A 26,198-nucleotide genomic window follows, 5' to 3' on the forward strand; every position below is an offset into this window, starting at 1 on the left:
GAGAAATGTCACTTTAGGCAAAAATGCAGGACAGCATTTTTAGGTTTTCGGCGTCGGGAACGCCTAAAACCGGCCGGACCACATCAAAGACACTAAAGCGCCTTTCTGGTTACTCTTTGGCAAGACAAAGAGTAACTGGACCGCTTATGAGTAAGCCAATGGGATGCGCATGAGTAATAAGCGGGACATACTCCATCGCGATTAATCGGGACATACAGCAATGCTTAACTTAGCCAAGAGTATGTTAAAGCTAAAAGCGAGATCCCCGCTTTCGCGAGGATGACAATGTTTTAGTTCAGCAGACACTAAAAAACAAACTCCAACTTAACTTAACTTAACTTAACTCAACGTCACCTCGACTTCCCCATAACTTCTGATCTTCTCAAGCCACTGATTCACCAACTCATCCTCAGGAAGTTCAGCTTCAACGCTGTATTCACGACCAATCTCTGTCGCTTTGCCTTTACCAAAATTATGATACGGCAGCACTTCCACCTTCTGAATATTTGCCATCGACTCGCCAAGGTGTGCGATTGCGGCAAAGTGTTGATCGGAGAGGTTATAACCGGGGATGATCGGGCAGCGTAAAATCACCTGCGCGCCAATCTCATTTAACAACTTAAGGTTGGCATCGACCAGCTTGCGCGTCATACCGGTAAGTTGTTTATGTAGCGTATCGCCGGTCGCCTTATAGTCAAACAAAAACAGATCCACATACGGGGCAATGTCGCGGTAATGGTCTGCTTTAGACGCACCGTTGGTTTCAATGCAAACATGAATACCATGCTGCTTGCACTTTTTCGCCAGCGCTAAACAGAAATCAAACTGCTTTAACGCCTCGCCACCAGAGAGCGTAATGCCGCCGCCTGATTTATCGAAGTAGACTTTGTCTTTGATCACTTCGGCAAATACTTCATCGACCGACATTTCTCTGCCGTAGATTTTTAGCGCGTCCTGCATACAGGCATCAACGCACAACCCACACGCTTGGCACGCGTCAAAGTCGACTAAATGCAGCCCTTGCTCGGTAAAACTGTGTACACCGTTAGGGCAAACTTGCTCACAGCTGCGGCAACCAATGCATTTTTGCGCATTAAAGGCCAACTGCTTTTTACCACTCAGTGATTCAGGGTTATGACACCACAAACACTTCATTTGACAGCCTTTCATAAACACAGCGGTGCGCACGCCTGGGCCATCATTGACACTGAACTTTTGAATATCAAACACGATACCCATAGGTTGTGTGGCAGTGGTCGCCGTGGTTTGATTGGTAGCAGAATTGGTTGGCATAGCGAGCCTCAATGAAATCAAAGCGAGAAAAAGAGGGTGACCTAAAACAGCCTAGTCACCCTAATGCTAGTGTTATTTGCTAGAGAGTTAGTCGTTAAGCGTGCGGTTTAAGATTTCTAGCTGCACGTCTTTATCGAGGTTAACGAACTTGGCACTAAAACCACCGACACGAACGACTAAGTTCGGGTATTTCTCTGGGTTGTGGTAGGCATCTTCTAGCTCCCCTTTACCGACAACACTGACCATGATCTGTGGACCGCCTTGCTCAAAGTAGCCATCAAGCAGCGCTTCAACAATCATGCGCTTGTTTTGGTACATGTTTTTGCTGAACTTCATGTTTTGCACTGAGCCGGCGTGAACTTCCGCTCTGAGCTTCACTAATGAGTTCAGCATCGCTGTTGGACCATTCTTATCGGCACCACTTTGCGGGTTATTGGCATTACTCATATAAACGCCGCGGTGACGACCATCGGCAGAAGCACTGGTTGCACGTCCCCATTCGGTGTTCACTTGGTTATTGATGATCACCACTAGGTAACTGTCCATGCCCACTTTGGCTGCCGAATCTTTAATGCCGTTACAGATGTATTCGTGCATCTCGACGGCAATGTCATCCACATACGCATCGTCGTTACCAAACTTCGGCGCATTGATTAAGTCATACTTCATGCGGTCATAGCCGTCGAAGTTAACCTTAAGCGCTTGAATCAGATCGGTGTAGCTGTATTTGTTATCTTCAAAGATAACTTTTTTGATTGCCGCCAATGAGTCATACGCATTGGTGTTACCGTAAGTTTCATTAGTGCCGCCAAGCTTATACACACCGCCATCTAGTAGCGCTTTGCTGCGACCGATACAGTCATCAGTCAAGATACTAGTAAATAAGAAACCGACTTCTTGGTTCATCACCTTATACGAGAATGATTGCGCATTGGAGGTCAGTTCGATGTAGTAATCGAGCAAATCTTTGTAGTTTTGCATTACATCATCAAAGCAAGTGATTTGCTCTGGCTGTAGCAGGACTGTGCCGCCGCTTTTATCCTGTCCGTCCCAGAAATCGGTACCGCCAGTCAGGGCGATATTGAGAATCTTTAGAATATTGATGCAGGTATTTGGCGTGCCGACACTTTTGCCTGACAGCACAAACTCACCACAGCCAAACGGTACATAATGCTCAGCATCGCTTTGCGAGATCTGCATTGAGTTCATTACCGCAGGCACGTTAACGTCATCGTTGTACAAAATTGGGTAAGTTAAGCCTTCACCAATCGCATCGAGCGCATCTTGGTAAACCGCTTGATTCATGCCTTTGTAGATACGTAAGGTAAATTGCGGCTCGGTATCTTTATTCTCACGCACCGCTTGAATGGCAAGTTTGCAGTAAACATCGGCATTGTCTGGGTTACGACGACCTAAACCACCGACCACAACACGGCCGTTAACCGTGGTTTTACGCGCTTCAATTAAACGATAGTGAGAGCGAATGTAGTTGATTGCTTGGCGTTCAGTAATGCGCCCAGCTTCAAGATCGCCCACCAGCAAATCACCAAGGTAGTCATCCATACGTCCAAAGTTCACCACCCCAGAACACAAGCTGTAAAGCCATGAAAGCTGAATACCTTGAAGGAAGGTTTGTGGCTTGTCGGTGCGAATGGCGTTTAGCGCATCAATCAAATCATTCATCTGATGCTTGCGCGTTAAATCGCTCGTACGTTCTAACTCTTGAGCGCAAAGCTTGATATGAAAATCAATCACGCGCTCAACAATATCAAAACAGCCTAGGAACGCCGTATGCAGTGAAATCGCCTTTTCATCACCGGCCTGTTTTGCGGCCGCTAATTGATCTTTGATGCGCGCACGCATGCCATTGATGCCATTGTCGATCAGCGTATTGTAATCAAGGTACATGCCGCTCAAACGTGCAGTCGCAATCGCTGGGTAATTAACATCAACAAACTTACCTAGCGTGGTTTCAGTAATGGTTTGACGGAAGTAGATAGAGCGAGTGTCACGATCTTGCCAGTAGCTAAGTAGCTCATCGACGCGGGCATAATCGACCTCTTCGAGCTCACTTTTAAACGCTTCAAGCTTGTCGAAATTACAGTAGTGGCCCACACCACCTACCGAGGTCACGCTACCAAAACCGATTGGCAAAGCATCTAAACGTCCGACCACGCAGTCTTCTGCTTCTAGTTGTCTAAATAGAACAGGATAAAGCTCTGACAAACAGGCAACTTCACGCTGATAAACGTTACTTTCATTATGATGGGCACGAGTGTACGCCTCCATGATATTTAGCTGCACACTGGCAGACTTCTCACATGGGATTTTCTTGTTTACATCAACTTGGCTTGGGTTGTTCTCGATTTTGGATGACATGGTAGGGCTCCTCGTTATCTTTATGCACTAACCATAAATCCACACTTTAAATATGTAAATACAAATAATATGACATTTCTAAAAATGATGATCTCGATCATGAGTAACAAAAACGAAGTAATCGCTTTGTTTTCTTGCCCTAATTTCTGCTAACATCCTCAGCATTAATGGCTCATTCAATCAAAACATAACCTGTATATGTGTTAACAGGTCTGTTTTGAACTACCAAGAGCCGACTATTTGTAAAGTGATAAGTTGTGTTATGAAGTACGTTGAAGTTTATCAGGCGATAAAAACAGACATCGTCAGTGGTCTATACCCTGCTTGGTCTCAGCTCGATGGCGAGCACGCGCTATCTAGTCAGTTTGGTGTCAGTCGCCCTACTCTTAGAAAGGCGATCGACAAACTTAAGCAGGAGTCATTTGTCCATTCTAGGCAGGGTTCTGGCATATTTGTAAACCCACCTGAGTTCTATCAAGACAACAACTTAACCAGTATTTCTGAGCGTATAAACAAAGACACCGACCTGAAAAACATTGTGTTGCAGTTCGCTTCCGTCAAGGCAGACCAAGCCTTGGCAGACAAGTTTCGTATTGAGGTTGGCGCTAAGCTGCATCACTTTAAACGTATGCGTATTATAAACGGTGAGCCGGCGATTTTAGAAGAAACCTGGATGCCAAAAAGCTTGTTCCCAGATTTTAACGAAAGCCATTGTGAGCAGTCAGTTCTGACCTATATCGAACAGCAAGCGGGCCACAATATCAGCCACGACGCGAAAACCATTTCAGGCAAAATCCTTAACGAGCAAGAAGCATTTTTACTTCGCGTTGAGCCAAACCACCTCTGCTTGTCGATAAAACACAATGTTTATCTGCTCCATTCTGTATTGGCGCAATACACAATAGAAACCTTAGTTTCCAATGACTTAACTACTGTTTCTATCCGATAATCAAAGCCTTAGTGCAGCTATGTGAGATGCATAGCTGCGTTTTTTATCAACGTACCCACTCTCGTTTCTCACCTCTCAATTCTTCTTTCCCTCTACTCTCTCTTCTAATTTCTCAACTCTCCCCTCTAACCAATCTCGCTTCTCAACTCTCAGTTCTCTCGACTGCCTGCAACTTGACAGTACAAGTAGAAACGTGAACTTGCTCAACTTCGAACTGCTGAACATTCGTTAGCCACTTCACACTTCCCTACAAATAAGCCTTAACTCGGTCAATATACTGATTTAGATCAATCTTAACTAACAAATGCATCACTAAGATTTACTTAAATTTGTAAATACATAAATTCAAACCCTACACAAAGAGATCCACACTATGATGAATGAGATCCTCAATACGCAGCTAATCAAACTCGATTTGACTGCTACCGACAAAGAATCGGTATTTAATGAGCTAGCGCAAGTGCTTGTCGACGCGGGAAAAGTATCTGACCACCAGCAATTTGTTAAAGATGTATGGGCTCGTGAAGAAACCGGTAACACAGGTTTTGAAGATGGCATTGCGCTGCCACACGCGAAAAGTGCAGCGGTACTGTCACCTGCCATCGCGGTCGGCATCAGCAAACACGGCATCGAATACGGCGCGGAAGACGGCCAACCATCGAATCTTTTCTTCATGATTGCTTCGCCAGAGCAAGCCAGCAATTTCCATGTTGAAGTATTAGCAAAGCTTTCTTCTAAAATCGTTGAACCCACTTTTCTAGAAAACCTACGCAATGCACAAACCAACGAAGAAGCACTGGCACTACTGACCGAAGAAGATAAAACTGAGCCAGTGCAAGCATCAGCAAGCAAAGGCTTTATTATCGGTGTTACTGGCTGTCCGGTTGGGGTAGCGCATACCTACCTTGCTGCTGAAGGCATTGAAAATGCCGCAGCTGAAATGGGCTATGAGTGCAAAGTGGAAACCAACGGCTCAGTGGGCGTGAAAAACGTACCAACGGCTGAAGAAATTGAACGCGCTGATGCGATTGTGGTGGCGTGTGACAAACAAGTCGACCTTAACCGCTTTAAAGGCAAACGCGTGGTGATCACCGGCGTTAAAAAAGCGATTAAGGAATCGAAATCTTTAATTGAACAAGCACTGGAAGCGCCTTTGTATGAAGGTGACGGTAAGACAAACTCTGCGCAAGCAACAACCAGCCCAGGTGGCAGTGGTAAAGATCTCTACAAATACTTGATGAATGGTGTATCACACATGATCCCGTTCGTTGTCGTGGGCGGTATCTTGATCGCGCTATCACTGGCGATTGGCGGTGAACCAACACCGGGTGGTCTTGCGATTCCTCAAGGTAGCTTCTGGAATAAAATCCTCGATGTCGGTGTGGTTGGTTTCACCTTGATGATCCCAATTCTGGCGGGTTATATCGCTTACGCAATTGCCGACCGCCCAGGTCTTGCTCCGGGCATGATTGGCGGCTGGATTGCCAACAACGGCTCTTTCTACAATGCGGATGCGGGTACTGGCTTTATTGGTGCGATTATCGCGGGTCTATTAGTCGGCTACTTCGTTAAGTGGATTGTTAGCTTTAACTACTCGAAGATGATTCAGCCGCTAGTGCCGATTATGATCGCGCCAATTGCGGGCTCACTGTTTATTGCCGCTGTGTTTATCTTTGTTATCGGCGCACCTATCGCTGACATCATGGAAACCATGAACAACGTACTTGCAAACCTGTCTACGGGTAACGTGATTCTTATCGGTTTGGTGATTGGTTTGATGCAAGGTTTCGACATGGGTGGTCCATTTGGTAAAGTGGCGTTCCTATTCAGTGTGGGTCTTATTGCTGAAGGTCAAACCCAATTTATGGGTGCACAAGCCGCAGCAATCCCTGTAGCACCACTAGGCATGGCACTTGCTGCATTTGTCGGTAGCCGCATGAAGCTATTTGAAGGCGAAGAAGTCGAAAACGCTAAAGCAGCGACGGCAATGGGCATGGTCGGTATCTCTGAAGGTGCGATTCCATTTGCCGCGCGTGACCCATTTACCGTTATCCCTGCGAACATGATCGGCTCTGCTGTCGCATGTGTGCTTGGTTTTATGTTCGGTCTAACTTGTAGTGTTGCGCACGGTGGTCCTATCGTGGTTCTACTGGGTGCGTTCAACAAACCATTACTGGCACTACTTGCTATGGCAATTGGTGTAGTAACCACTGCCGCGGTTGCCATCGCTCTTAAAAAAGTGCGTTACAACAAGGCAAAAAAAGAGCAAGCGGTTCAACTAGCCACTAACTAGTTCTATACCGCTAAGCTCAACGCAGAATCTGCGAATGAAAGATCAAAGCCAGCTCCCCCGCTGGCTTTTTTCTTGAATAGCGCAAAGCAAACTCAACACTCTATCTTCAACCAAATCTAAAAAGTCTTTCCTAAAATCTGCTACTTATCATCTCATTTCAATCGACTATCCTAAATACAGCCCATTTATAGGAGAACGGCGATGTCTATTTACTACTCGGTCCTTGAAGTAACCCCAACCAAGCAAGATTGGGGGGCAGCCTATGTTGAAAACTCAAACCGTTTGGTTGAAAAGCATGGTGGTAAATATATCGCTCGAACCAGTGTTCACGAGAGCCTAGAGGGTGATAGAGAAAATCCAGCACTGCGCATTATCATTCAATGGCCCTCTCGCCAAGCCGCGCTTGATTTCATGCAAGACCCTGAATATGCCCCGCACCTTGCTGGACGTAGTGCAGGCTCAATCAGCCACCACGCTTTAATTGAAGGTGTTGACGCGCTGGCGTAATGACCGTTTTTAATCTTTATAGGAATTTGATTATGCAGAAAGTTATCCTGATCACTGGTGCAACAGACGGCATCGGTTTTGTTACCGCGACAATGCTGGTCGAGCAAGGTCATCACGTCATTGTACACGGTCGTAATCCTGCCAAAATTGAACAGGCCGTCGCTAAGCTCTCCGCACTCTCTGCTGATGCGCAAGTTGAATCGATAGCCGCAGATCTTTCAGATCTAAAATCTGTCAGCAACATGATTGCCGAGGTTTGTGAACGCTTTGGTAAAATTGATGTGCTTATCAACAATGCTGGTGTTTACAGTACACCACACACGGTAACCAAAGATGGTTTGGACGTGCGATTTGTGGTCAATAGCCTCGCGCCCTACTACCTAACCAAAGAGTTGCTGCCTCTACTTGGTGAGACTGGTCGTGTGGTCAACTTATCTTCTGCGGCGCAAGCGCCTGTTAACCTTGCTGCACTGGACGGTGAAAAAACGTTAGGTGATGGTGATGCTTACGCACAAAGTAAGCTTGCCCTAACCATGTGGTCTCGCGCGCTTGGTTTTGCCAATCAAAGCAGCGGCCCAATGATTGTTTCGGTAAACCCGAAATCCTTCTTGGGCAGCAAAATGGTTAAAGATGCTTATGGTATTGCTGGCGGAGATCTACATCTTGGCGCAGACATCTTAGTGAGAGCTGCGCTCTCTGACGAGTTTGCCGATGCGCATGGTAAATACTATGACAATGATATTGAGGCATTTTCGCAGCCACATAGCCAAGCCCTTGACGACAAGAAAGTCGCTGACGTGATTAGTGCCATCGAAGGCTTAATTACTCGTTTAGCCTAGCCGCTTAAAAACACTTGAAAATCACAACACCTAGCTTCGGCTGGGTGTTTTTGTTTTAAGAGATCGTCACCCTCTCCACCACAATTGCCAGCTATCAACACGCCAATTATCAATAAAAACTAAAAAGTCATTCCATTTTAATGTCAATTATCAACACAAACTTCAATTGATACACTTCTTCCATCGAAACAGCCAAGCAACATTGGCAACTAGCAAATTCTCGCTGAGATGACTTTATTCTCATCCAGCGCCATAAGCGGAGAAACACCATGAACTATGAGGGCAAAGTATATCGACCATGGATTGAAGCACGCAGCATCTTGATTCAAGTCACGCTAGGATGCAGCATCAACACCTGTACCTTCTGCAGTATGTTCGATGATAAACGCTTTAAAGTGCGCGATATTGAAGATGTATTTAAAGATATCGAAGAGGCACGCCGAATCTACCCCCATGTAGAATCGATTTTCCTTATCGACGGCAATGTCATGGCGGCGCGTACCGATTATTTGCTCAAAGTGCTCGATAAGCTGCGCTCGACCTTCCCTGAAAACAAGCGAATCTCGCTCTACAGTGGCTTAAATGACTTCCGCCGTAAAACCCCTGCGGAGCTAAAAGAGTTGGTTGATGCCGGCTTAAACATGGCTTACTCAGGGTTGGAATCTGGCGATCGTTTGATCTTAGAACAGATCAAAAAACGCATGTCACCAGAACAAGCGATTGAAGGGATGGCGATGGCAAAAGAAGCGGGCATTGAGATGTTGCTGTCGTTCATCTTTGGCTTAGGTGGGCGTGATCGCTCAGAAGAACACATTATCGCGACCACCGATATCTTAAACATTATGCAGCCTGAACATATTGCCCCAATGGCGCTAGCCGTTCAGCCTGGTACAGAAATGGAGCGCGATGTTCAAGCGGGGCGCTTTATCATGCCAAGCCAAATGCAGGTGCTTGAAGAAGAGAAATACCTGCTGGAAAACCTCAATATCGATACCTTCTATTGGGGCGACCATGGCAATAACTTGATTCAACATAAAGGCTACTTGCTTGATTCACGCGATTGGTTCCTTGCCAATGTTAACGGGGCAATCAAAAACAACCCGATGGCAAAAGATAATGTGATTCAGACCTTTTCTTGGTGATCAGCCTCATGCTACCAAGGTTAAAGCTGCCAAGATTAAAACAGCCAGCTTAGAAAGTCGCTATCGACATACGGTGCCGATAGCGACATACCTCTACCGCAGCACCTTTCTTTCGAAGCCTCTTTTGTCTGGCTCATTAAGACTGTCGCGTTAGGATTTCACGCCACTTAATGTAGGTTTGTACGCCGATATTGTTTAAAATAGCCTACAGCGACATTGCTCATTTAGGGAAAAGCATTGAAAAAATATCAGCAACTCGTCCAAGATATCGTCAGTAAGATTTGCCAGGGAACGATCACCAACAAACTCCCATCAGAGCGAGAGCTTGCCGAACGTCACGACATTCCTAGATTTTCAGTGAGAAAAGCCCTCTCAAAGCTAGAGGCGATTGGCATGGTAAAAGCGAGAGTCGGTTCTGGGTATTTTGTGAATACCTCGATAATGGAATCGCCGCTGATTTATAACTCAATCACTGAAAATAAATTCGATGAAATTTCCTATAAAAAGCTCAAACTGAGTAAGCGATTACCCACTGCTCACGAGATGGAGATTTTCTCTATTGGCGAGAACGACTATCTATGGAGTATTAAAAGGTTACGTCTAGTGCAGAACAAAATTACTCAGCTTGAACAAGCGCGCCTGCCAGTCAAACTTTTCCCAAAAATAACCGACAGCAACGTCGAAAACTCACTGCAAAAATACGCCTTATCACTTGGGCTTGAAATTGATAGCTACCTGACGACTTATCAAGCGGTCAGCCTTGCCAGTGAAGATGCACAATTTTTGGAATGTAAACGCTCGGCTCCGGCAATGAGTATTACCAATCGCGGCTTCCTAAAATCTGGTGAAGTGTTTGTGGTAAGTGAGATTCTCGATATTAACTATCAATGCACTTATCACACGAAGTTCAATAACGAGAGCTTGCAGCATAGAGATCAAGACGACCGCTAAAAAGCGGTCGTTTTATTATGAGCTCATTGTAAGCACTAGCTTGTTCTAATTGCTATGGGGTATGGATCGCGCCATCCGGCAGGCGACTTTGCGTCCACTCATGCGGGCGATATTCCACGGGAAAATCAAGCGCAGCACTGCGGTCCATCTCGACACCAATTCCTGGTATTTCTGCAGCATATAGGTAACCATTTCTTGGTTCAGCCGCGTTTGGAAACACTTTGCGCGTGTTTTCGTTGTAATGAACATGCTCTTGAATGGCGCTATTGTGCAAGTGTACGTTCAAGTGAGTATTCACCGCTGCGCCGATTGGCGTCATATCCGGCGGACAGTGCCAAGCAATGCGCACCCCAAAACTTTGACACAAATGGCCAAGCTTAAGCGCTGGCGTGATGCCGCCAATTTGTGACACGTGGCAACGGATAAAATCGATACGACGATTAATAATTACCGACTTCCATTCTTCCGGGTTATTAAATAATTCCCCTAACGCCAAAGAAACACAGGTTTGATTTCGAATATTATCCAACCACTCCGTTTGGTTTGGCGGTAAAATATCTTCAATAAAGAATGGGTTATATTCTTCAACTAATTTAGCGAACCTTAACGCCTGATTAGGAAATAATCGCTCGTGCACATCATGCAATATATGAAAATGGTTTTTATATTTATTTCTCAATTGTTTAAACATCTCAACCGTATTTTCAATATACTGGTCTTGATCATAATAAGAACCCGCGGTTGGCTGCTCAGTCGCGTGTAAATTGTCTGGCACGCCACCATAAAAGCCTAATTGACAACGAATGTGTTTATACCCTTGCTTTAAATACTCATCAACTTGCTTATATAACCCTTCCATTGTGTCGCTCGTTGCATGGGTATAGACAGCAATTGCATCACGAGACTTACCACCAAACAGTTGATGCAAAGGCATGCCTGCACGCTTCGCTTTGATGTCCCACAATGCCATATCTACACCGGATATGGCATTATTGATCACCGGACCATTGCGCCAATAGGCGTTGACCATCATCATTTGCCATAGATCTTCGATGTTACTTGCATCTCGACCGATCATGAGTGGCTTGATGTACTCATCGACCATGGTTTTGACCGCCAATGGGCGCTGTTGGAAGGTAGCACAACCGTAACCGGTCAGACCCGATTCTGTTTCGACGATTACTGTTATTAAATTGTGTCTATCTGGTTTCGTAATAATACATTCGATATTTGAAATGATATCTTTTGTCATAATTTTAACTCAAAACGGGTTTCTGCATTTATATAAACCTGAAAATAGGCACATTTCAATAGGTAAATTTTGTCAAAATTCAACTGGTTCGTTTTTGCATTACTTTCGAATTGGAAAACAAACCAATGCGAGTAAAATAGCCAAAAATAATATTTAGCGTTTTTTTGTGTGACATAAGTCTCTTTATTTTCGATTGGATAAAAATCACTGCCCGATATGATTAAATCAACAATTTGGTGAAACTTGAGGCTCTCTCATGGAATTAACAGAAAAAAATAACGATGTAATTGCACATGCAACAGCATCGAACAATTTAGATACGCACTTAGAATTACTGGTTCAAGCACTTGGTGGGCGTGCAAATATCATCAACATCACTCACTGTATGACTCGCTTGCGCTTCAAGTTAGCCGACGAAACATTAGCAGACAAAGCCAAGCTTGAAGGCATCAAAGGCGTGAAAGGTGTAGTGCTGGCACAAGGTCAAACTCAGGTAGTGATTGGGGTTGATGTTGAGAAATGGTACAACGCACTATCAGGTACCGCGCAAGCGTCTGACTCTGTAGAAGTCGAAGCTGAGAAAGGTAAGCTATTCCAAAGCGCGATGCGTATTGTTGCCGGTATCTTTGGTCCAGTCGTTCCAGCGATTGCCGGCGCTGGTATGTTAATGGGTTTGCTATCTGGTTTGATTGCAACCAACGTGATTTCAGAAACCTCGGATACGGTATTCTTCTTCCGCTCGATTTCAACTGCCGTGTTCTTCTTCCTGCCGATGCTCGTCTCTTTCTCGGCAGCGAAAGTATTTAAGGTGAACGAGTACATCGCACTGGCAGTTGCCTCAGCCATGCTGTCACCTGCACTGCTACAAAAAGCCGCAGCGCTTAAAGAAGCTGGCGCAAATCCAGAGCTGAATGTGTTTGGTGTGGTGCCAATTGAACTGCTTGGCTACGGTGGTGCTATCGTCCCTGCTATTCTTGCGGTTTGGGTGCTATCTAAGATCACGCCATTTGTTGATCGCTTTGTGCCTAGCTCTGCTAAACCGGTATTTACACCACTATTAGCGTTCACGGTCACTTCTGTTGTGGTACTTTCTTTTGTTGCCCCGGCAGGTATGTGGCTAAGTAACGGTGCAGGCTGGTTAGTAAGCTCTCTACTGGAAATTTCACCGACGCTTACTGGCTTTATTTTTGGTCTTACTCGTCCAATCACGATTGTGTTGGGGATTCACCACAGTATGACGCCGATCAGCTTGAACAACTTCGCTTTGTACGGCAAGGACTTACTGATGCCAATCATGTGTCTCGGCAACATCGCTATTGCGGGGGCGACCATTGCGATGTGGTATAAGCAACGTAGCAATGTGTCAAAAGAGCAATCGAGTGTCACGCTTGGCTCTGGTATCACGGCGATTCTTGGTATCACAGAACCAGCACTATTCGGTATTCTGACTAAGTACACCAAAGCACTGTTTATGGCGAGTTTAGCTGCTGGCATCATGGGCGCGGTATCAGTAACGATTGATACTCACCTAACCAGCTACATTCTGTCTTCAATCTTCAGTTTGCCAGCTTACTTGGCAAGTGGCACGCAGAACTTTATCCAAGCAGTACTTGGGATTGTGGGTGTGTTCGCACTTTCATTCACATTAACCATGATGTTTGTTCGCACTGAAAAGTAGTATCAAGCTAAAAACTAAGGCTCTCATGTTGAGAGCCTTTTTTATTTTCAGAGAGTTTGTCGGCTCACTGAGCTAGATTTACCGACTAGGTTTACTTGCCTGCGCTTTCCCAATAAGGTGGGTTGCCATAAAAGTCGGCAAAGTAGTCGATAAATGCGCGTACTTTGGGTGCCATTAATCGCGAGCTTGGATAAACAGCCCAAATAGCGGCGTTTGACGTCAGAGGGTAGTCTTGTAGGATTTGCACAAGTTTGCCGCTCGCAAGCTCCCTGTAGACGCTCCACTTAGAGTTGATTGAGATGCCTAATCCATCGGTGGTCGCATCACGCATCGCATCGCCATTATCAACACGGATACTGCCTTTCGCTTTGATGGCGACTACGCCCTGCGGGGTTTCAAATGACCAGTGATCCATCCCCATAAGCAGTACGCAATTATGCTCTGCTAACTCACTTGGGTGCTGTGGCGTACCATACTTTGCGAGATACTCTGGTGATGCGCAAACAATGCGTGGGTCGCCTGCAATCTTCTTCGCAACTAAACTTGAGTCTTTCAACTCCGAGATACGAATCGCCACATCAAACCCACCTTCAACCAGATCCAGTACCGAATCAGAAAAACGCAAATCAACACTTAACTCAGGGTAATCTTGAAGGAAGTTTTTTAATGCTGGCATCAAATGCATACGCCCAAAAGAGGCAGGCGTTGTCACACGCAACGTGCCACTTGGTGAAGCTTGACCAACACCAATAGCACCTTTTGCAGCGTCGACACTGGCGAGCACATCTTCAGCGTGTGGAAGAAAAGCTTCCCCTTCTTGAGTCAGCGAGACTTTACGCGTGGTACGATGCACTAAACGCACACCCAAGCCTTCTTCCAGTTTATTAATGTGGGCACTTGCCACCGCCGGTGATAAGCCCAGCTCTTGCCCCGCCATACTAATGTTGTGAGTTGAAGCCAAACGCACAAATAACTTCAAGTGCTCAATATTCATAACAGTCCTTATTACGTCCTAACTGCAAATATATGCTGTGCTTAGCATAAGTTAATTCTTACATTTTAACGAAGCTCTTCCACCACCAAATCGATAAAGCGGCGCACTTTAGTCGACATATGTTTGCGGCTTGGGTAGACCAAGCACATCTCAATGCGATGGACAGGCAAGTCGGTAAATAATTCCACTAACTCACCGCTATTGATCCCATCCATCACCAGCGCCTCTGGCAGTCGGCAGATACCTTGTCCAAGCAAACAAAGACTGAGCTCCATTTCTGGGCTATTGGTGGTCAGTACGCCCGTTACATCCACTTTAAGTAAACTGCCGTCGCTATCAATATAACTCCAAACATATGGCTGCTTATGGTTGCTATAACAAAGCAGCTTATGTCGCGTCAGTTCTGAAGGATGTTTCGGCGTGCCAAATTGTTTCAGGTATTGTGGTGAAGCAACCGTTCGAGTGCACGAGCGCTGCACCAAGCGGCTGATCAAACTCGAATCCTCCGCGCTGGCAGAGGAGCGCAATACCACATCATAACCATCCCCAATAAGATCAACGCGGTGATCGCTGGCAAATACTTCCACTTTCACTTTTGGGTAAAGCTGCATGTATTTCGCCAGCACTGGGCTTAACTGACTGGCACCAAAGTTAACCGGGCAACTGATCTTTAATGTGCCTTTTGGCTCTTCTTGCTTACCGCTGATGGCTTGTTCTAGCTCTTGAGCGCTCTCAATCAGCTGCTTAGTTTGTTGAAAATAGTGCTCGCCTTCTGGGGTTAAGCTTAGGGTTCGCGTAGTACGGTGTAGTAAGCGAACACCCAGTCGCTCTTCTAGTTTATTAATTTCTTTACTGATGAAAGAAGTAGAGTGCCCTGTGGCATTGGCGGCATTAGTAAAGCTGCCCTGCTCGACGACCGTGGTAAAAATCACCATGCCATCAAGTAAATTAGTTGCTGAAACGACCATGATAAACCTTACTAAAAGTCATATGGAAATAATAATTACACATTTACCCTATTAATCAAAATATGGAATCAAACTAAACTACATCCATCAACCGAATTGAGGAAAGAACGATGAAAGTATTAGCATTTGGCGCAAGCAACAACAAACAATCTATCAACCAACAATTGGCTCACTATGCTGCAAAGCAAGTACCAAACGCAGAAATCACTATGTTGGATATCCACCAGCTAGAAATGCCAATTTTTAGTGATGAACGTGAAAAAGAACTGGGTCAACCTGAACAAGCGAAACAGTTCTTTAAAGCGATTGGTGATGCTGACTTAATCGTTATTTCATTTGCTGAGCACAACGGCTCTTACACCGCGGCTTACAAAAACGTATTCGATTGGACGTCACGTATCGATATGAAAGTATTCCAAGGTAAGCCAGTGATCATGCTTGCGACTTCTCCAGGCCCTGGCGGTGCAGGTAGCGTACTTGCAGCAGCATCTGGCTCTGCGCCTTACTTCGCAGCAGACGTTAAAGCCAGCATCTCGCTACCAAGCTTTTACGACAACTTCGATATGGAAGCGGGTCAAGTGACTTCTGAAGAGTTTAATCGCCAGCTATTAGACGCAATCGAAACACTGTAATTTATACCAATCAGCATAAGTCTTTGATCATTCTTGCTGATTAAAATCGCTGATAACGTTGTTGCAGATTTTGTAATTAGAATAACTAGTTAGCGGCAATCTGCGCCTAGTTCTAAGCGATTTTTCTTGCGCAATTTACAGTAGGGTGGCTTCTTGCATTTATGTCACCTCAATCTTGCTCACATTTCTCCGCCTAAAAAACTCCGAATGCGGACTGATTCTGTACAATTTATCTACACTATTTTTAAGGTAACGTCAGAATTAGCTAAAGCGCATCACCTTGGCTTGATCAAGCTTAGCCACAGGAGTATTAAAACGCTTTGCATGTTGTGGGAGCCGAACTTGGAACACATCAATCAGCTACTCGACGCCATGTCCCCATTACTGGACCAATATGGCTACCTCGCATTAATCGTTAGCATCTTTCTCGAAGGCGTAGGCGTCCCCATGCCCGGTCAATCTTTGATGATTGCCGCTTCAATTCTCGCATCACGTGGCGTTATGAACCTTTCCATGGTTATGGCCGCCTCTTGGTTAGCGTGCTTTATCGGTAACACCTGTGGCTACTTACTCGGCTACTATTTTGAAACTTGGTTAGATAAAAAAGGCTATATATCTGGCGACAAATTTAAAAAGCTGCAAGGCGCGATTCAAAAATATGGTCCTGCTTGCTTGGTAATCAGTCGCTTTATCGAGGGTATGAAACAATTTATGCCACTTGCCTGCGGCATCGCTAAGATGCCAAAGCGAGAATTCCTACTCGGTAACGCGCTCGCGTCGACGATCTGGGTTGCGGTATTTAGCCTACTCACCAATTTTGCCTTTGCGCATCTACACCAACTCGCCACTTTCTATACCAATAATCAACTATTAGTGTGGCTTGTAGTCGGTACGCTACTTCTTTCGGTTATTACATTCGTGCTGCGTCGTCGCAAGCAAAAACTGTCAAAGAAATAATCAGAAAGCAGAGAAAGCAGCAGTCGATAGACGTTCTGGGGGTACAGGAGCGGGCGACTAACCACTACTGCTTTCTCTGATCTCTTTATGATGCTATTGTCCTTTACTATAAGGAAAAGAAATAGTGAGCAATTTTTCCAACTCCATTCCTCATTTCGCTTAGTCAGCGTGAATATCAGCAAATTTCTGCGCAATTAGCGCAATATGAGGAACTGACATCGTGAATCATTGCTTGATTTAAAGAGATCGCCCTATGTCAGACTTAAATTTACTCCGTTATTACACTCGCCTCACCCCTCTGGGTTTTGATCAAGAAATCAAAATTGCATTAGCGGATGTTGCCAACACCTTGTTTACCAGCACCCGTCATGCGCGAAACTTACTTGGCGATATGCACAAATTGGGCTGGCTCAGTTGGGAGCCAAAAGTCGGCAGAAACCAGCGCTCTATATTGCGGCTTAATATCGAGTTAAGAGAGCTAAAACTCCAGCTTGCAACTAAACGGGTCGAACAAGGGAAATACGAAAAAGCGCTCTCGATCTTAGATAATGATGAGCATGCGTTTGGCTTACTACTTCAATCCACTTCTGGTGCGTCGATCCGTGAAGGACGTCTGCACATTCAGCTCACTTACAAACGCCCATTCGAGCGACTCGTCCCTCACCAACTGCACCGTTCTAGTGAACGCTATTTAATACGGCAAATCTACTGTTGTTTGGTCAGTAGTGATTTTGATGGACAGCTGCAACCTCAACTTGCTCACCACTGGCAATACGACGAGCAACAACTGCAATGGACGTTTTATCTGAGACCGGGACTGACCTTTCATAATGGCGCCCCGATTAATGCACAGAGTATTGCTGAACTGTTTAATCGCCTGGTTGAGCTTGACCATTACCACCCCGATTTAGATCATCTCACAACGGTCACAGCCCCCATGGATAACAAGGTTGTATTTCAGCTTTCTGCTCCCGATAAAGGCTTTGCGGGTTTACTGTCAGGGATCAAATTCTCTATTCAGCCGCTATCACAACTCAAAGATAATCATCAAGAAGCCATCGTCGGCAGCGGTGTGTTTGAGGTGATTGAACACTCCAGTACCAAACTCTGTTTGCAAGCATTCGAGCGTTACTACGCGTGCCGCGCGTTGACTGATCTTGTGACTATTTGGCAACTTGATGAGCATGATTTGAAGCAAAAACAGATTGAAACCAATCAATCCAAGAATCAGCATAGCCATCCTTGCCACTACTACTTGACCTCCGAAGCCGATGCAAACTCAGAAGCCATTCAACAGACTCGTATTGAAGATGGCTGTATGTTTTTACTGTTTAACCAACGCAGCAATGCACCTTTAAACCAAGCCCAACAATGTTTTCTATCGAGTGTCATTACGCCCGAGGCGACTTACCAAGCCTTAGTCAACAAAGGTAGGAACTTCGGTACTGAACATGCTTATAACCTGCTGCCGCAGTGGCACAAAGTGGTTCGCCCAATCGCAGACACTGCAGATCTACCAAAAGAGTTAAGCATTGCCGTTTACGACTACAACTCATTAATCAATTGCGCTTATGCTGTCGCTGAACAATTGGAAAAACTTAGCGTAAAGGTCAAAGTCAATGTCTACTCATTCAGAGAATTAAACCATTTGTCAGAATCGCACCAGCTGAATGAAACCTTAGTGGTCAACAATATCAACCTTGATGACAATCGCCACTCTTCTGCATTTTCTAGCTTGTTCCATAATCCAATATTACAAGCAAGCATTGGCGACAAAGCCCAACGATGGCTGTCTGAGTCGCTGAAACATGTCCGCGCAGAGACTGAGCTGCATCACTACTTAAATGCTTTAGAACCCATTGCAGCATCATTGATCAATCAGTATTTGCTCTTGCCAATTTTCCATCATCGACAAACTTTACGCTTCCATGGCGTACTCAAAGACGTTGCATTAACTAACTGGGGTTGGCCAGATATTCGCAACGTATGGTCAGCTGATTAATTTATAAACTCATCTCTCTTACCATGAGCCCTTCTGGGCTCATGTCCATCAAGGCTACTCATATTCATCTACCTTACTCACGTCCATTTTTTCGCGATGTGCAATACATTTTATAAAACCATATTGCCACATAATTTTCGTAGAACTGCGATGCGCGTCAAATCATTAGACTTCTAACCATAAACATTTTATAACAGATTAATTTATGCTAACTAAACTTACCAATAGGCGATATTTATTAGACTCACAAGCCAAAACAATAGCGTAAATAAGGGCTTATTACCTTATTCAAATTATATCATATCGCTATAGTTAGCTTTCTCAATAGTTTGAACTCTAATAAATGTTTAGGTAACCTTATAGAGTACTATTTAGAAAGGATATCGAAATGAAACTCAAACTAGCGACGCTAGTAATGGCTGGATTGGCCGCTACTCAAGCTTCAGCAGACGAATGTGGCAAAGTCACTATTGCAGAAATGAACTGGAATTCAGCGAGCTTAATCGCCAACCTTGATCAATTTATTCTCAACGAAGGTTATGGCTGTGAAGCAGAGATTGTTCCAGGTGATACCATGCCGACCGGTACTTCAATGATTGAAAAAGGTCAGCCAGATATCGCGCCAGAGATGTGGACCAATAGTATGAAAGAAGCACTTGACCGCGGTGTTGAAGAAAAGCGTCTGCGCTATGCTGGCAAGGCTTTATTAAACGGTGGTGAAGAAGGTTTCTGGGTACCAAAATACATGGTTGATAAGTATCCAGAGCTTGCGACTATTGAAGGCGTCAAAAAACACGTTGATCTTTTCCCTCATCCAGAAGACTCATCCACAAGTGCATTTTATAGCTGCCCTGCGGGTTGGAATTGCCAGATAAGTGCCGGTAACCTTTTCCAAGCAATGGATCTGAATAAAGCTGGCTTTACTATTGTCGACCCAGGTTCAAGTGCTGGCTTGTCAGGCTCTATTGCTAAAGCATTTGCGCGTGAAGAAGCATGGTTTGGCTACTACTGGGCACCAACCGCTATCTTAGGTAAATACGAGATGGTAAAAGTTGATTTTGGCTCTGGTATCGACAAAGACGAATTCCTCAACTGTATTACACAAGAAGATTGTGACTCACCAAAAGCGACAATGTATCCGCCATCACCTGTAAGTACTGTGGTTACAGAAGCTTTTGCAAATCGCGTTCCTGCTGTTCAAAGCTATTTGAATACTCGCGGCTTTACTAACGAGCAAATGAACCAACTTCTCGCTTGGATGGAAGACAATCAAGCGAGCGGTGAAGATGCGATGTTCTACTTCCTAGAAACCTACCCTGATACATGGAAACAGTGGCTACCAAAAGACGTCGCTGACAAAGTGGCTAGCGCCCTTTAACTCTTCCACCTAAGACAATTGCAGACTAACTCACATCTGTAGTTCTGGAGCGGCAAAAGCCGCTCCAGTATTGATAAGGAATTTTATATGTCTGATACAAGCTGGCTCAGCGAATTTCCAGAAATGGAACGTGCCGATCTAAGAGCCATTCGCAAGACCTTAGATGGCGCCTATCGTGATTTTTCGCGTGAATATGGCGATCTGATTGAATCGATCTTTGATCCTCTACTTTCATTCCTTGTGTGGTTTGAAAAACTGCTGCTCTCCACTCCGTGGATCATCGTGCTCGCCGCCTGTTGTGGCTTAGTTTATGCCGCTAGCCGTTCTTGGAAACTGGTCGTAGGTTGTGCTGCATCTCTATTACTGATTGGTTACTTTGGCATGTGGGAAGACACCATGCGCACACTCAGCATCATCACAGTGTGTACCATGCTCGCCATTGTACTCGGTATCCCTATTGGTATTGCTATGGCTCGCTCTAACCGAGTTCAATCCGTGGTTACACCAATGCTTGATATCATGCAAACCATGCCTGCATTCGTTTACCTTATCCCTGTCGTCATGCTGCTGGGTATTGGTAAGATCCCAGGATTGATCGCCGTCGTTATCTACGCGATTCCACCTGTTATCCGCCTCACCAATTTAGGCATACGTTTAGTCGACAAAGAAGTGTTAGAAGCAGCAACAGCATTTGGTGCCAGCAATAAACAACGCTTATTTGGCGTCCAATTACCGTTAGCGATGCCAACAATTATGGCGGGAATCAACCAAACTATCATGATGGCACTTTCTATGGTGGTGATTGCTTCGATGATCGGTGTGAAAGGCTTAGGTCAGCCGGTACTAAAATCCATCACTAACCAGTACTTTACCCTTGGTCTACTCAACGGTTTTGCTATTGTTGCGCTAGCTATCCTATTTGACCGCGCGTCACAAGCTTACGCAAAACGAACTCAAGCTCACTTAGGAGACCTAAAACATGACTAAACCACTGATTGAGATCACCGGTCTATACAAGGTGTTTGGTCAGGCTCCTCACTCAGTGATGGAGAAGGTCAAACGCGGTGATAGTAAAGACAAAGTATTAGCGGAAACTGGGCACACCGTAGGGTTAAAAGACATCAACCTCAATATCAAACAGGGTGAAATCTTTGTCATCATGGGGCTATCTGGCTCCGGTAAATCGACGCTTATTCGCCACTTTAACCGCTTGATCGACCCAACTGAGGGCAAGATCATGGTCGAAGGCATTGATGTGATGCAGCTTTCGAGTAAGGAGCTCGAAGAGTTTCGTCGCCATAAAATGTCGATGGTATTCCAACGCTTTGGGCTGTTACCACATCGTACCGTTATGGATAACGTCGCTTATGGTTTAGAAATCCAAGGTATTGAAAAAGGTGAGCGTTATAAGCGTGCACAAAATTGGCTTGATACTGTTGGCTTGAAAGGCTATGAAAAACAATACCCAGCACAACTTTCTGGTGGTCAACAGCAACGTGTCGGTTTGGCACGTGCATTAGCAACCGATGCTGAGATCCTACTAATGGATGAAGCCTTTTCAGCACTTGACCCATTGATCCGCAGTGAGATGCAAGATCAGCTTATTGAACTGCAAGAAAAGCTGCACAAGACCATTATCTTTATCACCCACGATCTGGATGAAGCCCTGCGCATCGGTGATCGCATTGCAATTTTGAAAGATGGTGTATTAGTACAACAAGGTACACCGGACGAAATTTTACTTTCCCCTGCTGATGACTACGTTGAAGCCTTCGTTAAAGATGTAAACCGCGCTCGCGCACTGACCGTCGAAACAGTGATGCAGCCACCAGCATTGCGTATTACCGCTTCAACCATTGAAGAAGCACTGCAGCAAATGAAGCGCTCGAAACACGACTATGGTTACCACGTTACCGAAGAAGGCTATCAAGGCTTAGTTACACAAGAGAGCCTAATTGACGCGGTAGAAGACGACACTTGTGACGATTGGCATGAAGAAATCTATGAATCGGTACCCGTTGTATCGCCAGATACTGCCATTGAGGAAGTGCTTACCGAAACCATCTCTTCGGATTATTCACTACCGGTTGTCGATGATGAGGGTAACTTACAAGGTGAGCTTGAGCGTACCGCTGTAGCAGAAATCTTCTCTGAGCCAAGCAGTGAAGGCGAAGAAAACCATTCGGAAGAACCTAAAAAACCAACAGACCCAACGTTGGATAAAGCTAGCTAATTCAGCAGGTGTGGTTTACTTTTATCAATGCCTCAAGCTTGCTTGAGGCATTGGCTTGTTATCTTGGTAAGTGGCTTAAAAATGCCTCCGTCAGCGCTTGAAAGAGCTCATCAACACTTGGTCTTTCCGTGATATGGTCAAACAAACTTGTATGTACCGCGGCTTCAATATGGGCTGGATTGTGGCAGATTTGATTACAGGTAATCACGGGTTCGACGATCTTATTCACGTCAGCATCGATAATAATACAAGCCTGAGACAGCACTACTCGTCCGCCACCTTTCTTCAGTAGCACGCGCTGCGCCGTACCGACAATTTTCTGCCCCGCAATATTGAGGTTATAGTCACCATCACAGTAGGAATTTGCTGTGGCATGCACGTCAACTTGCACACCCAATGCTTTGAAAAACTCAATCAGTACATCGCACAGCTGCAAATAGGCCGCTTTAATGTCGTACTGCTGTTCATCCGGCAGATAGTAGATGTGTGACAAATTAATGATTCCCGGCAATTGAGGGACCGGAGCTCCGCCGGTTTTACGTGCGGATAACTGCCATCCTGCACTCGCCAGCGCATCGATCAGCTCCTCACTCTGGGGCCATTTCTTGCCAGCAGGCAAAACCAGCGTTTGTTGCTTGGATTGCCAAAGCAGAAGCACTTGCTCCAACTGATTACTCTTCACTTGCTCGATTAACTGATGTTCTTTGTCAAACAGCGCGTCGACTTCTATCGCTGAATGGCGGATGATCTTATTCTTAATCGCCATCATAGCCCCCTATCTTATAAATTCACTCAATGGGCACCCTATTTTCTATGTGCTCATCCGCGTTGACCTCATGCTATCAGAGAGAAATTAGATCTGCTTACTAATATCTATCAAATCCTTGTATACAGCCACATCGCTTAGCACTAAACTTATGAAAGAAAAGTAATTTGAATGATGAGTAATTGTTAACAAGGAGCCATGTTTGTCTGCTAGCTTCAAAGCCAACTATGATGCGATTGCCTCGCAATGGTTAGCCGTCCGCACTCACCTAGCAAGCATTGACCAAGTTATGTTTGAGCGGTTTGTTGCTCTGCTACCGAGCAAAGCCAAGCTATTAGACTTAGGATGTGGCAGTGGCGAACCCATTGGTACGCTGCTCACTGAATATGGTTTTAACATCACTGGCGTCGATCGCTCGCATAAGTTACTTAAACACGCGCAGAGCATTCTTCCTCAGCATCAATGGCTTCAAGCTGAATTGGAAGAGTTTCAGCCTAGTGAGCATTACCATGGCGTGGTGATTTGGGATTCAATGTTTCACCTACCGCGTGAGCAACATCTATCATTGCTCAAAAAAACTTATCACTGCTTAAACTCGGGTGGCGCTGCCATAATTTCCAGCGGCGGAAGCGAAAAAAGTATTCCCGCTTTTGTCGATACTATGTTTGAGCAACCATTTTACTATGATGCTTTTCCTATCGAAAAGCTATTGCAACACTGCCAAAATATTGGGTTTGAAATCGTTCACTATGAACTGGTCAATAAACCCGATGGCAAACGAGATAAAGGACGCCTTGGCGTCATACTGCGTAAACCACTTTAAGTTGTTTTTTGGGAGAACAGGATGTCATCAAAGAGCATTAAGAACATTATTTTCGATTTAGGCAACGTGATCGTTCGCTGGTCACCGACAGAAATTGTCCGCCTTACCTTTGGCGACTCACCAAGGGTCAATACACTCACCAAACAAATATTCCAATCACAAATTTGGCAAGCAGCCAATCGTGGCGAGTTAAGCGAGCAAGAAGTGCAAACGGCGCTGAAAAAAGAGTTTGGACTCTCTTCACTGCAAGCGGAAAAACTTAGCTACTACGTTAAACAGACGCAGCTGGTGCTGTTCGGTTCAGTTGAACTAGTTAAACAGGTTAAAGACGCCGGTTACAACGTCTATGCACTTTCCGACAACGTACATGAGATTGTTGATTATCTGAAACAGCAATATGATTTCTGGTCACTATTTGACGGAGTCGTGATCTCTGCGGATGTGGGCTGCCTAAAACCGAACCCTGAAATCTATCACGCTCTACTTGAGCAATATCAGCTTGAGGCAACAGAGTGTCTATTTATTGATGATATGCCATACAACGTTGAGGGGGCACAAGCCGTCGGTATGTCAGCGCTGCAATTTGAGCATGCTGAGCAGTGCTTACAAGACTTAAAACGACTCGGCGTGCTAAACGAAGACGAATAGCCAAGACGAATAGCCAAGAAAAATAGCGTTTAATTTCAAGTGCTCCCGAAGCTCACGCGAGGTTTTGTAAAATAGCGCTTTACCTCAACCTAAGTCGAGGTTTTACAGTGGCAACCAATGTTTAATCAACCTCAAGGATGAACACATGAAAACATTGGTTTTATTTTCTAGCGCCGATCACCAAGGCAATACGGCTAAGGTGCTCGAGCGCGTTGCTTCACTGACAACACTCGAGATTATCAATATCGATAAATTAACCATCACTCCCTACAACTACCCTAACCAATATCCAGCCGATGATTTCTATGGATTGGTAGAGAGAATGTTAGCCGCTGACAACCTGATGTTTGCTTCTCCCAACTATTGGCACGCACCCACCGCCCCAATGAAAGCACTGATGGATCGGATTACTGAGCTAACCGATGTCGAGACGCTCAAACCAAAGGGGCGCGCATTGGCAGGAAAAAATGGTTTGGTACTAACCAGCTCATCTGGTCGTGACATATGCCCTATTTTTGATCAAATTTTCGCGATGTTCTTCCGTTACTTTGATATCCACTATAGCGGGAAACTCAATGCGGATTGTCGAGATGGTATTGAGCTCGATCAACATGAGTTAGAGCGTTTCATCGCACAGCTTAAAACCGGCAATCTTTCTGGCTAATCATTCAAACTGACTCGTACTAGGAACCACAACAAACATGCACCAACCAATTGAATACTATCTAGAACAATTAGAGATCCCTACTGAGCTAGAAGGTCTTGAACGCATCAACTACATGATCAAGAAACACCTCAGTTTGTTTGCCTTTAGCAGCACGAATGTCGTACTCGATCGCGAATTACCATTGGATATCGAATCGATTGTCGAACGACTCGTCGAACGAAAACAAGGTGGCTATTGTTTTGAGCACAACAAGCTGATGCAGCTAGCACTTGAACAGCTTGGCTATCAGGTACGCCCTATTTTAGCTCGCGTGTTACTAAGTGGTAACGAGTTCAACCGCCGCTCGCACCGCTTGACCATACTCACTTGGCAAGGACAAGAATATATTGTCGATGTAGGCTTTGGTATTGGTACGCCACAAGAGGTCATACCGTTAGAGAACCGTGAGTATCACTGGCAAGAGTCACATGTGCGTTTGCAAGCCATTGAAGGACAAGATTACCGTTTAGAAAAATTCGAGAACGACACTGTGTTCACTATGTATCGCTTTGATCTGAGTGAAACAACCGAAGATGACTGTGATGCCAGCCATTTCTATACCCATAAGTTCCCACAGAGTAACTTTGTAAACAGCCTAGTGATCTCCAAAATTCACGCCAATAAAAGACAACTCGTTAGACGTTTAGAAGTGTTTGAATATGATGATTTGGGCAATGAAACTTCATCGACCATCACATCAGCTGAACAGATGCACCAAGTCATCAGCCAACAGTTAGGACTCAACTTTAGCCAGCAAGAGGCAAAAGCGGTATTTGAGCATCAGTTACAGCGCGCACAATAAGGCGGG

General features: G+C 45.1%; 23 protein-coding genes. 17 read left to right on the forward strand and 6 right to left on the reverse strand.

Annotation, left to right across the window (positions count from 1 at the left end; genetic code table 11):
• Positions 1–339: 339 nt before the first annotated feature.
• Both IRQ95_RS20015 and IRQ95_RS20020 read right to left on the reverse strand, forming a co-directional pair.
• Positions 340–1,293, reverse strand: coding sequence for a glycyl-radical enzyme activating protein (locus tag IRQ95_RS20015; RefSeq protein ID WP_228481517.1), 954 nt, complete (start codon positions 1,291–1,293; stop codon positions 340–342).
• Positions 1,294–1,380: 87 nt separating this feature from the next.
• Positions 1,381–3,672, reverse strand: coding sequence for a pyruvate formate lyase family protein (locus IRQ95_RS20020; RefSeq protein ID WP_194439259.1), 2,292 nt, complete (start codon positions 3,670–3,672; stop codon positions 1,381–1,383).
• Positions 3,673–3,934: 262 nt separating this feature from the next.
• On the opposite strand from IRQ95_RS20020, the gene IRQ95_RS20025 reads away from it, so the two are divergent.
• From IRQ95_RS20025 to IRQ95_RS20050, 6 genes are all read left to right on the forward strand, one after another.
• Positions 3,935–4,621, forward strand: coding sequence for a GntR family transcriptional regulator (locus IRQ95_RS20025; protein ID WP_194439261.1), 687 nt, complete (start codon positions 3,935–3,937; stop codon positions 4,619–4,621).
• Positions 4,622–4,994: 373 nt separating this feature from the next.
• The gene (locus IRQ95_RS20030) at positions 4,995–6,914 is read left to right on the forward strand and encodes a PTS fructose transporter subunit IIABC (protein WP_194439263.1); all 1,920 of its coding nucleotides are present in this window, start codon (positions 4,995–4,997) and stop codon (positions 6,912–6,914) included.
• A gap of 201 nt (positions 6,915–7,115) precedes the next feature.
• Positions 7,116–7,421: a DUF1330 domain-containing protein gene (locus IRQ95_RS20035; protein WP_194439265.1), complete on the forward strand. Its 306-nt coding sequence runs from the start codon at positions 7,116–7,118 to the stop codon at positions 7,419–7,421.
• Positions 7,422–7,453: 32 nt separating this feature from the next.
• Positions 7,454–8,260 (forward strand): SDR family NAD(P)-dependent oxidoreductase, encoded by an 807-nt coding sequence (locus IRQ95_RS20040; RefSeq protein WP_194439267.1) that lies wholly within the window; start codon positions 7,454–7,456, stop codon positions 8,258–8,260.
• A 269-nt stretch (positions 8,261–8,529) separates the two neighbouring features.
• A complete protein-coding gene (locus IRQ95_RS20045) occupies positions 8,530–9,402 on the forward strand; it encodes a B12-binding domain-containing radical SAM protein (RefSeq protein WP_114765039.1) in 873 nt (290 codons plus the stop codon).
• Positions 9,403–9,639: 237 nt separating this feature from the next.
• The gene (locus IRQ95_RS20050; RefSeq protein WP_194439269.1) at positions 9,640–10,353 is read left to right on the forward strand and encodes a GntR family transcriptional regulator; all 714 of its coding nucleotides are present in this window, start codon (positions 9,640–9,642) and stop codon (positions 10,351–10,353) included.
• Between the two features lie 52 nt (positions 10,354–10,405).
• Here IRQ95_RS20050 and IRQ95_RS20055 read toward each other — a convergent pair whose 3' ends face one another.
• Entirely contained in the window at positions 10,406–11,605 is a 1,200-nt protein-coding gene (locus IRQ95_RS20055) for an enolase C-terminal domain-like protein (RefSeq protein ID WP_194439271.1), read from the reverse strand.
• 256 nt (positions 11,606–11,861) lie between these two features.
• Between IRQ95_RS20055 and IRQ95_RS20060 the strand changes: the two genes are divergently transcribed.
• Positions 11,862–13,283 carry a PTS transporter subunit EIIC gene (locus IRQ95_RS20060; RefSeq protein WP_194439273.1) on the forward strand — a complete coding sequence of 474 codons (1,422 nt, stop codon included), beginning with the start codon at positions 11,862–11,864 and terminating at the stop codon, positions 13,281–13,283.
• Positions 13,284–13,374: 91 nt separating this feature from the next.
• On the opposite strand, the gene IRQ95_RS20065 is transcribed toward IRQ95_RS20060, so the two are convergent.
• Together IRQ95_RS20065 and IRQ95_RS20070 are read right to left on the reverse strand one after the other, a co-directional pair.
• Positions 13,375–14,277 carry a LysR family transcriptional regulator gene (locus IRQ95_RS20065; protein WP_194439275.1) on the reverse strand — a complete coding sequence of 301 codons (903 nt, stop codon included), beginning with the start codon at positions 14,275–14,277 and terminating at the stop codon, positions 13,375–13,377.
• 65 nt (positions 14,278–14,342) lie between these two features.
• A complete protein-coding gene (locus IRQ95_RS20070; protein ID WP_075648494.1) occupies positions 14,343–15,245 on the reverse strand; it encodes a LysR family transcriptional regulator in 903 nt (300 codons plus the stop codon).
• Between the two features lie 110 nt (positions 15,246–15,355).
• Between IRQ95_RS20070 and IRQ95_RS20075 the strand changes: the two genes are divergently transcribed.
• The 6 genes from IRQ95_RS20075 to IRQ95_RS20100 all read left to right on the forward strand — a co-directional run bounded on the left by IRQ95_RS20075 (position 15,356) and on the right by IRQ95_RS20100 (position 22,447).
• Positions 15,356–15,877 (forward strand): NADPH-dependent FMN reductase, encoded by a 522-nt coding sequence (locus IRQ95_RS20075; protein WP_194439277.1) that lies wholly within the window; start codon positions 15,356–15,358, stop codon positions 15,875–15,877.
• Positions 15,878–16,219: 342 nt separating this feature from the next.
• Positions 16,220–16,834, forward strand: a complete 615-nt coding sequence (locus IRQ95_RS20080) for a DedA family protein (protein WP_194439279.1) — start codon at positions 16,220–16,222, stop codon at positions 16,832–16,834.
• A gap of 253 nt (positions 16,835–17,087) precedes the next feature.
• A complete protein-coding gene (locus IRQ95_RS20085; protein WP_194439282.1) occupies positions 17,088–18,836 on the forward strand; it encodes an SgrR family transcriptional regulator in 1,749 nt (582 codons plus the stop codon).
• Between the two features lie 388 nt (positions 18,837–19,224).
• Positions 19,225–20,214 carry an ABC transporter substrate-binding protein gene (locus IRQ95_RS20090; RefSeq protein WP_194439283.1) on the forward strand — a complete coding sequence of 330 codons (990 nt, stop codon included), beginning with the start codon at positions 19,225–19,227 and terminating at the stop codon, positions 20,212–20,214.
• Between the two features lie 87 nt (positions 20,215–20,301).
• Complete coding sequence (locus IRQ95_RS20095) at positions 20,302–21,201, forward strand: ABC transporter permease (protein WP_075648502.1); 900 nt, start codon at positions 20,302–20,304, stop codon at positions 21,199–21,201.
• Positions 21,194–22,447 (forward strand): quaternary amine ABC transporter ATP-binding protein, encoded by a 1,254-nt coding sequence (locus tag IRQ95_RS20100; RefSeq protein ID WP_194439287.1) that lies wholly within the window; start codon positions 21,194–21,196, stop codon positions 22,445–22,447. Before IRQ95_RS20095 ends, IRQ95_RS20100 begins: the two co-directional genes overlap by 8 nt.
• Positions 22,448–22,505: 58 nt before the next feature.
• On the opposite strand, the gene IRQ95_RS20105 is transcribed toward IRQ95_RS20100, so the two are convergent.
• Entirely contained in the window at positions 22,506–23,213 is a 708-nt protein-coding gene (locus IRQ95_RS20105) for a lipoate--protein ligase family protein (protein ID WP_194439314.1), read from the reverse strand.
• 202 nt (positions 23,214–23,415) lie between these two features.
• Between IRQ95_RS20105 and IRQ95_RS20110 the strand changes: the two genes are divergently transcribed.
• The 4 genes from IRQ95_RS20110 (at position 23,416) to IRQ95_RS20125 (ending at position 26,192) form a co-directional block, all read left to right on the forward strand.
• Positions 23,416–24,036, forward strand: coding sequence for a class I SAM-dependent methyltransferase (locus IRQ95_RS20110; protein ID WP_228481518.1), 621 nt, complete (start codon positions 23,416–23,418; stop codon positions 24,034–24,036).
• Between the two features lie 21 nt (positions 24,037–24,057).
• Positions 24,058–24,684 (forward strand): HAD family hydrolase, encoded by a 627-nt coding sequence (locus IRQ95_RS20115; protein WP_194439289.1) that lies wholly within the window; start codon positions 24,058–24,060, stop codon positions 24,682–24,684.
• A 145-nt stretch (positions 24,685–24,829) separates the two neighbouring features.
• Positions 24,830–25,348, forward strand: a complete 519-nt coding sequence (locus IRQ95_RS20120; protein WP_194439292.1) for a flavodoxin family protein — start codon at positions 24,830–24,832, stop codon at positions 25,346–25,348.
• A 37-nt stretch (positions 25,349–25,385) separates the two neighbouring features.
• Positions 25,386–26,192: an arylamine N-acetyltransferase family protein gene (locus tag IRQ95_RS20125; protein ID WP_194439295.1), complete on the forward strand. Its 807-nt coding sequence runs from the start codon at positions 25,386–25,388 to the stop codon at positions 26,190–26,192.
• Positions 26,193–26,198 lie beyond the last annotated feature (6 nt).

Origin of the sequence: Vibrio fluminensis (assembly GCF_015278125.1) — a bacterium.
GTDB lineage: Bacteria > Pseudomonadota > Gammaproteobacteria > Enterobacterales > Vibrionaceae > Vibrio > Vibrio fluminensis.

What these genes read in the sequence shown, in the direction of transcription:
- IRQ95_RS20060 (WP_194439273.1), top strand. Translation starts at nt 11,862, where the DNA reads ATGGAATTAACAGAAAAAAATAACGATGTAATTGCACATGCAACAGCA.
- IRQ95_RS20075 (WP_194439277.1), top strand. Translation starts at nt 15,356, where the DNA reads ATGAAAGTATTAGCATTTGGCGCAAGCAACAACAAACAATCTATCAAC.
- IRQ95_RS20125 (WP_194439295.1), top strand. Translation starts at nt 25,386, where the DNA reads ATGCACCAACCAATTGAATACTATCTAGAACAATTAGAGATCCCTACT.
- IRQ95_RS20120 (WP_194439292.1), top strand. Translation starts at nt 24,830, where the DNA reads ATGAAAACATTGGTTTTATTTTCTAGCGCCGATCACCAAGGCAATACG.
- IRQ95_RS20045 (WP_114765039.1), top strand. Translation starts at nt 8,530, where the DNA reads ATGAACTATGAGGGCAAAGTATATCGACCATGGATTGAAGCACGCAGC.
- IRQ95_RS20090 (WP_194439283.1), top strand. Translation starts at nt 19,225, where the DNA reads ATGAAACTCAAACTAGCGACGCTAGTAATGGCTGGATTGGCCGCTACT.
- IRQ95_RS20025 (WP_194439261.1), top strand. Translation starts at nt 3,935, where the DNA reads ATGAAGTACGTTGAAGTTTATCAGGCGATAAAAACAGACATCGTCAGT.
- IRQ95_RS20065 (WP_194439275.1), bottom strand. Translation starts at nt 14,277, where the DNA reads ATGAATATTGAGCACTTGAAGTTATTTGTGCGTTTGGCTTCAACTCAC.
- IRQ95_RS20030 (WP_194439263.1), top strand. Translation starts at nt 4,995, where the DNA reads ATGATGAATGAGATCCTCAATACGCAGCTAATCAAACTCGATTTGACT.
- IRQ95_RS20100 (WP_194439287.1), top strand. Translation starts at nt 21,194, where the DNA reads ATGACTAAACCACTGATTGAGATCACCGGTCTATACAAGGTGTTTGGT.
- IRQ95_RS20020 (WP_194439259.1), bottom strand. Translation starts at nt 3,672, where the DNA reads ATGTCATCCAAAATCGAGAACAACCCAAGCCAAGTTGATGTAAACAAG.
- IRQ95_RS20035 (WP_194439265.1), top strand. Translation starts at nt 7,116, where the DNA reads ATGTCTATTTACTACTCGGTCCTTGAAGTAACCCCAACCAAGCAAGAT.
- IRQ95_RS20095 (WP_075648502.1), top strand. Translation starts at nt 20,302, where the DNA reads ATGTCTGATACAAGCTGGCTCAGCGAATTTCCAGAAATGGAACGTGCC.
- IRQ95_RS20105 (WP_194439314.1), bottom strand. Translation starts at nt 23,213, where the DNA reads ATGGCGATTAAGAATAAGATCATCCGCCATTCAGCGATAGAAGTCGAC.
- IRQ95_RS20070 (WP_075648494.1), bottom strand. Translation starts at nt 15,245, where the DNA reads ATGGTCGTTTCAGCAACTAATTTACTTGATGGCATGGTGATTTTTACC.
- IRQ95_RS20115 (WP_194439289.1), top strand. Translation starts at nt 24,058, where the DNA reads ATGTCATCAAAGAGCATTAAGAACATTATTTTCGATTTAGGCAACGTG.
- IRQ95_RS20085 (WP_194439282.1), top strand. Translation starts at nt 17,088, where the DNA reads ATGTCAGACTTAAATTTACTCCGTTATTACACTCGCCTCACCCCTCTG.
- IRQ95_RS20055 (WP_194439271.1), bottom strand. Translation starts at nt 11,605, where the DNA reads ATGACAAAAGATATCATTTCAAATATCGAATGTATTATTACGAAACCA.
- IRQ95_RS20040 (WP_194439267.1), top strand. Translation starts at nt 7,454, where the DNA reads ATGCAGAAAGTTATCCTGATCACTGGTGCAACAGACGGCATCGGTTTT.
- IRQ95_RS20015 (WP_228481517.1), bottom strand. Translation starts at nt 1,293, where the DNA reads ATGCCAACCAATTCTGCTACCAATCAAACCACGGCGACCACTGCCACA.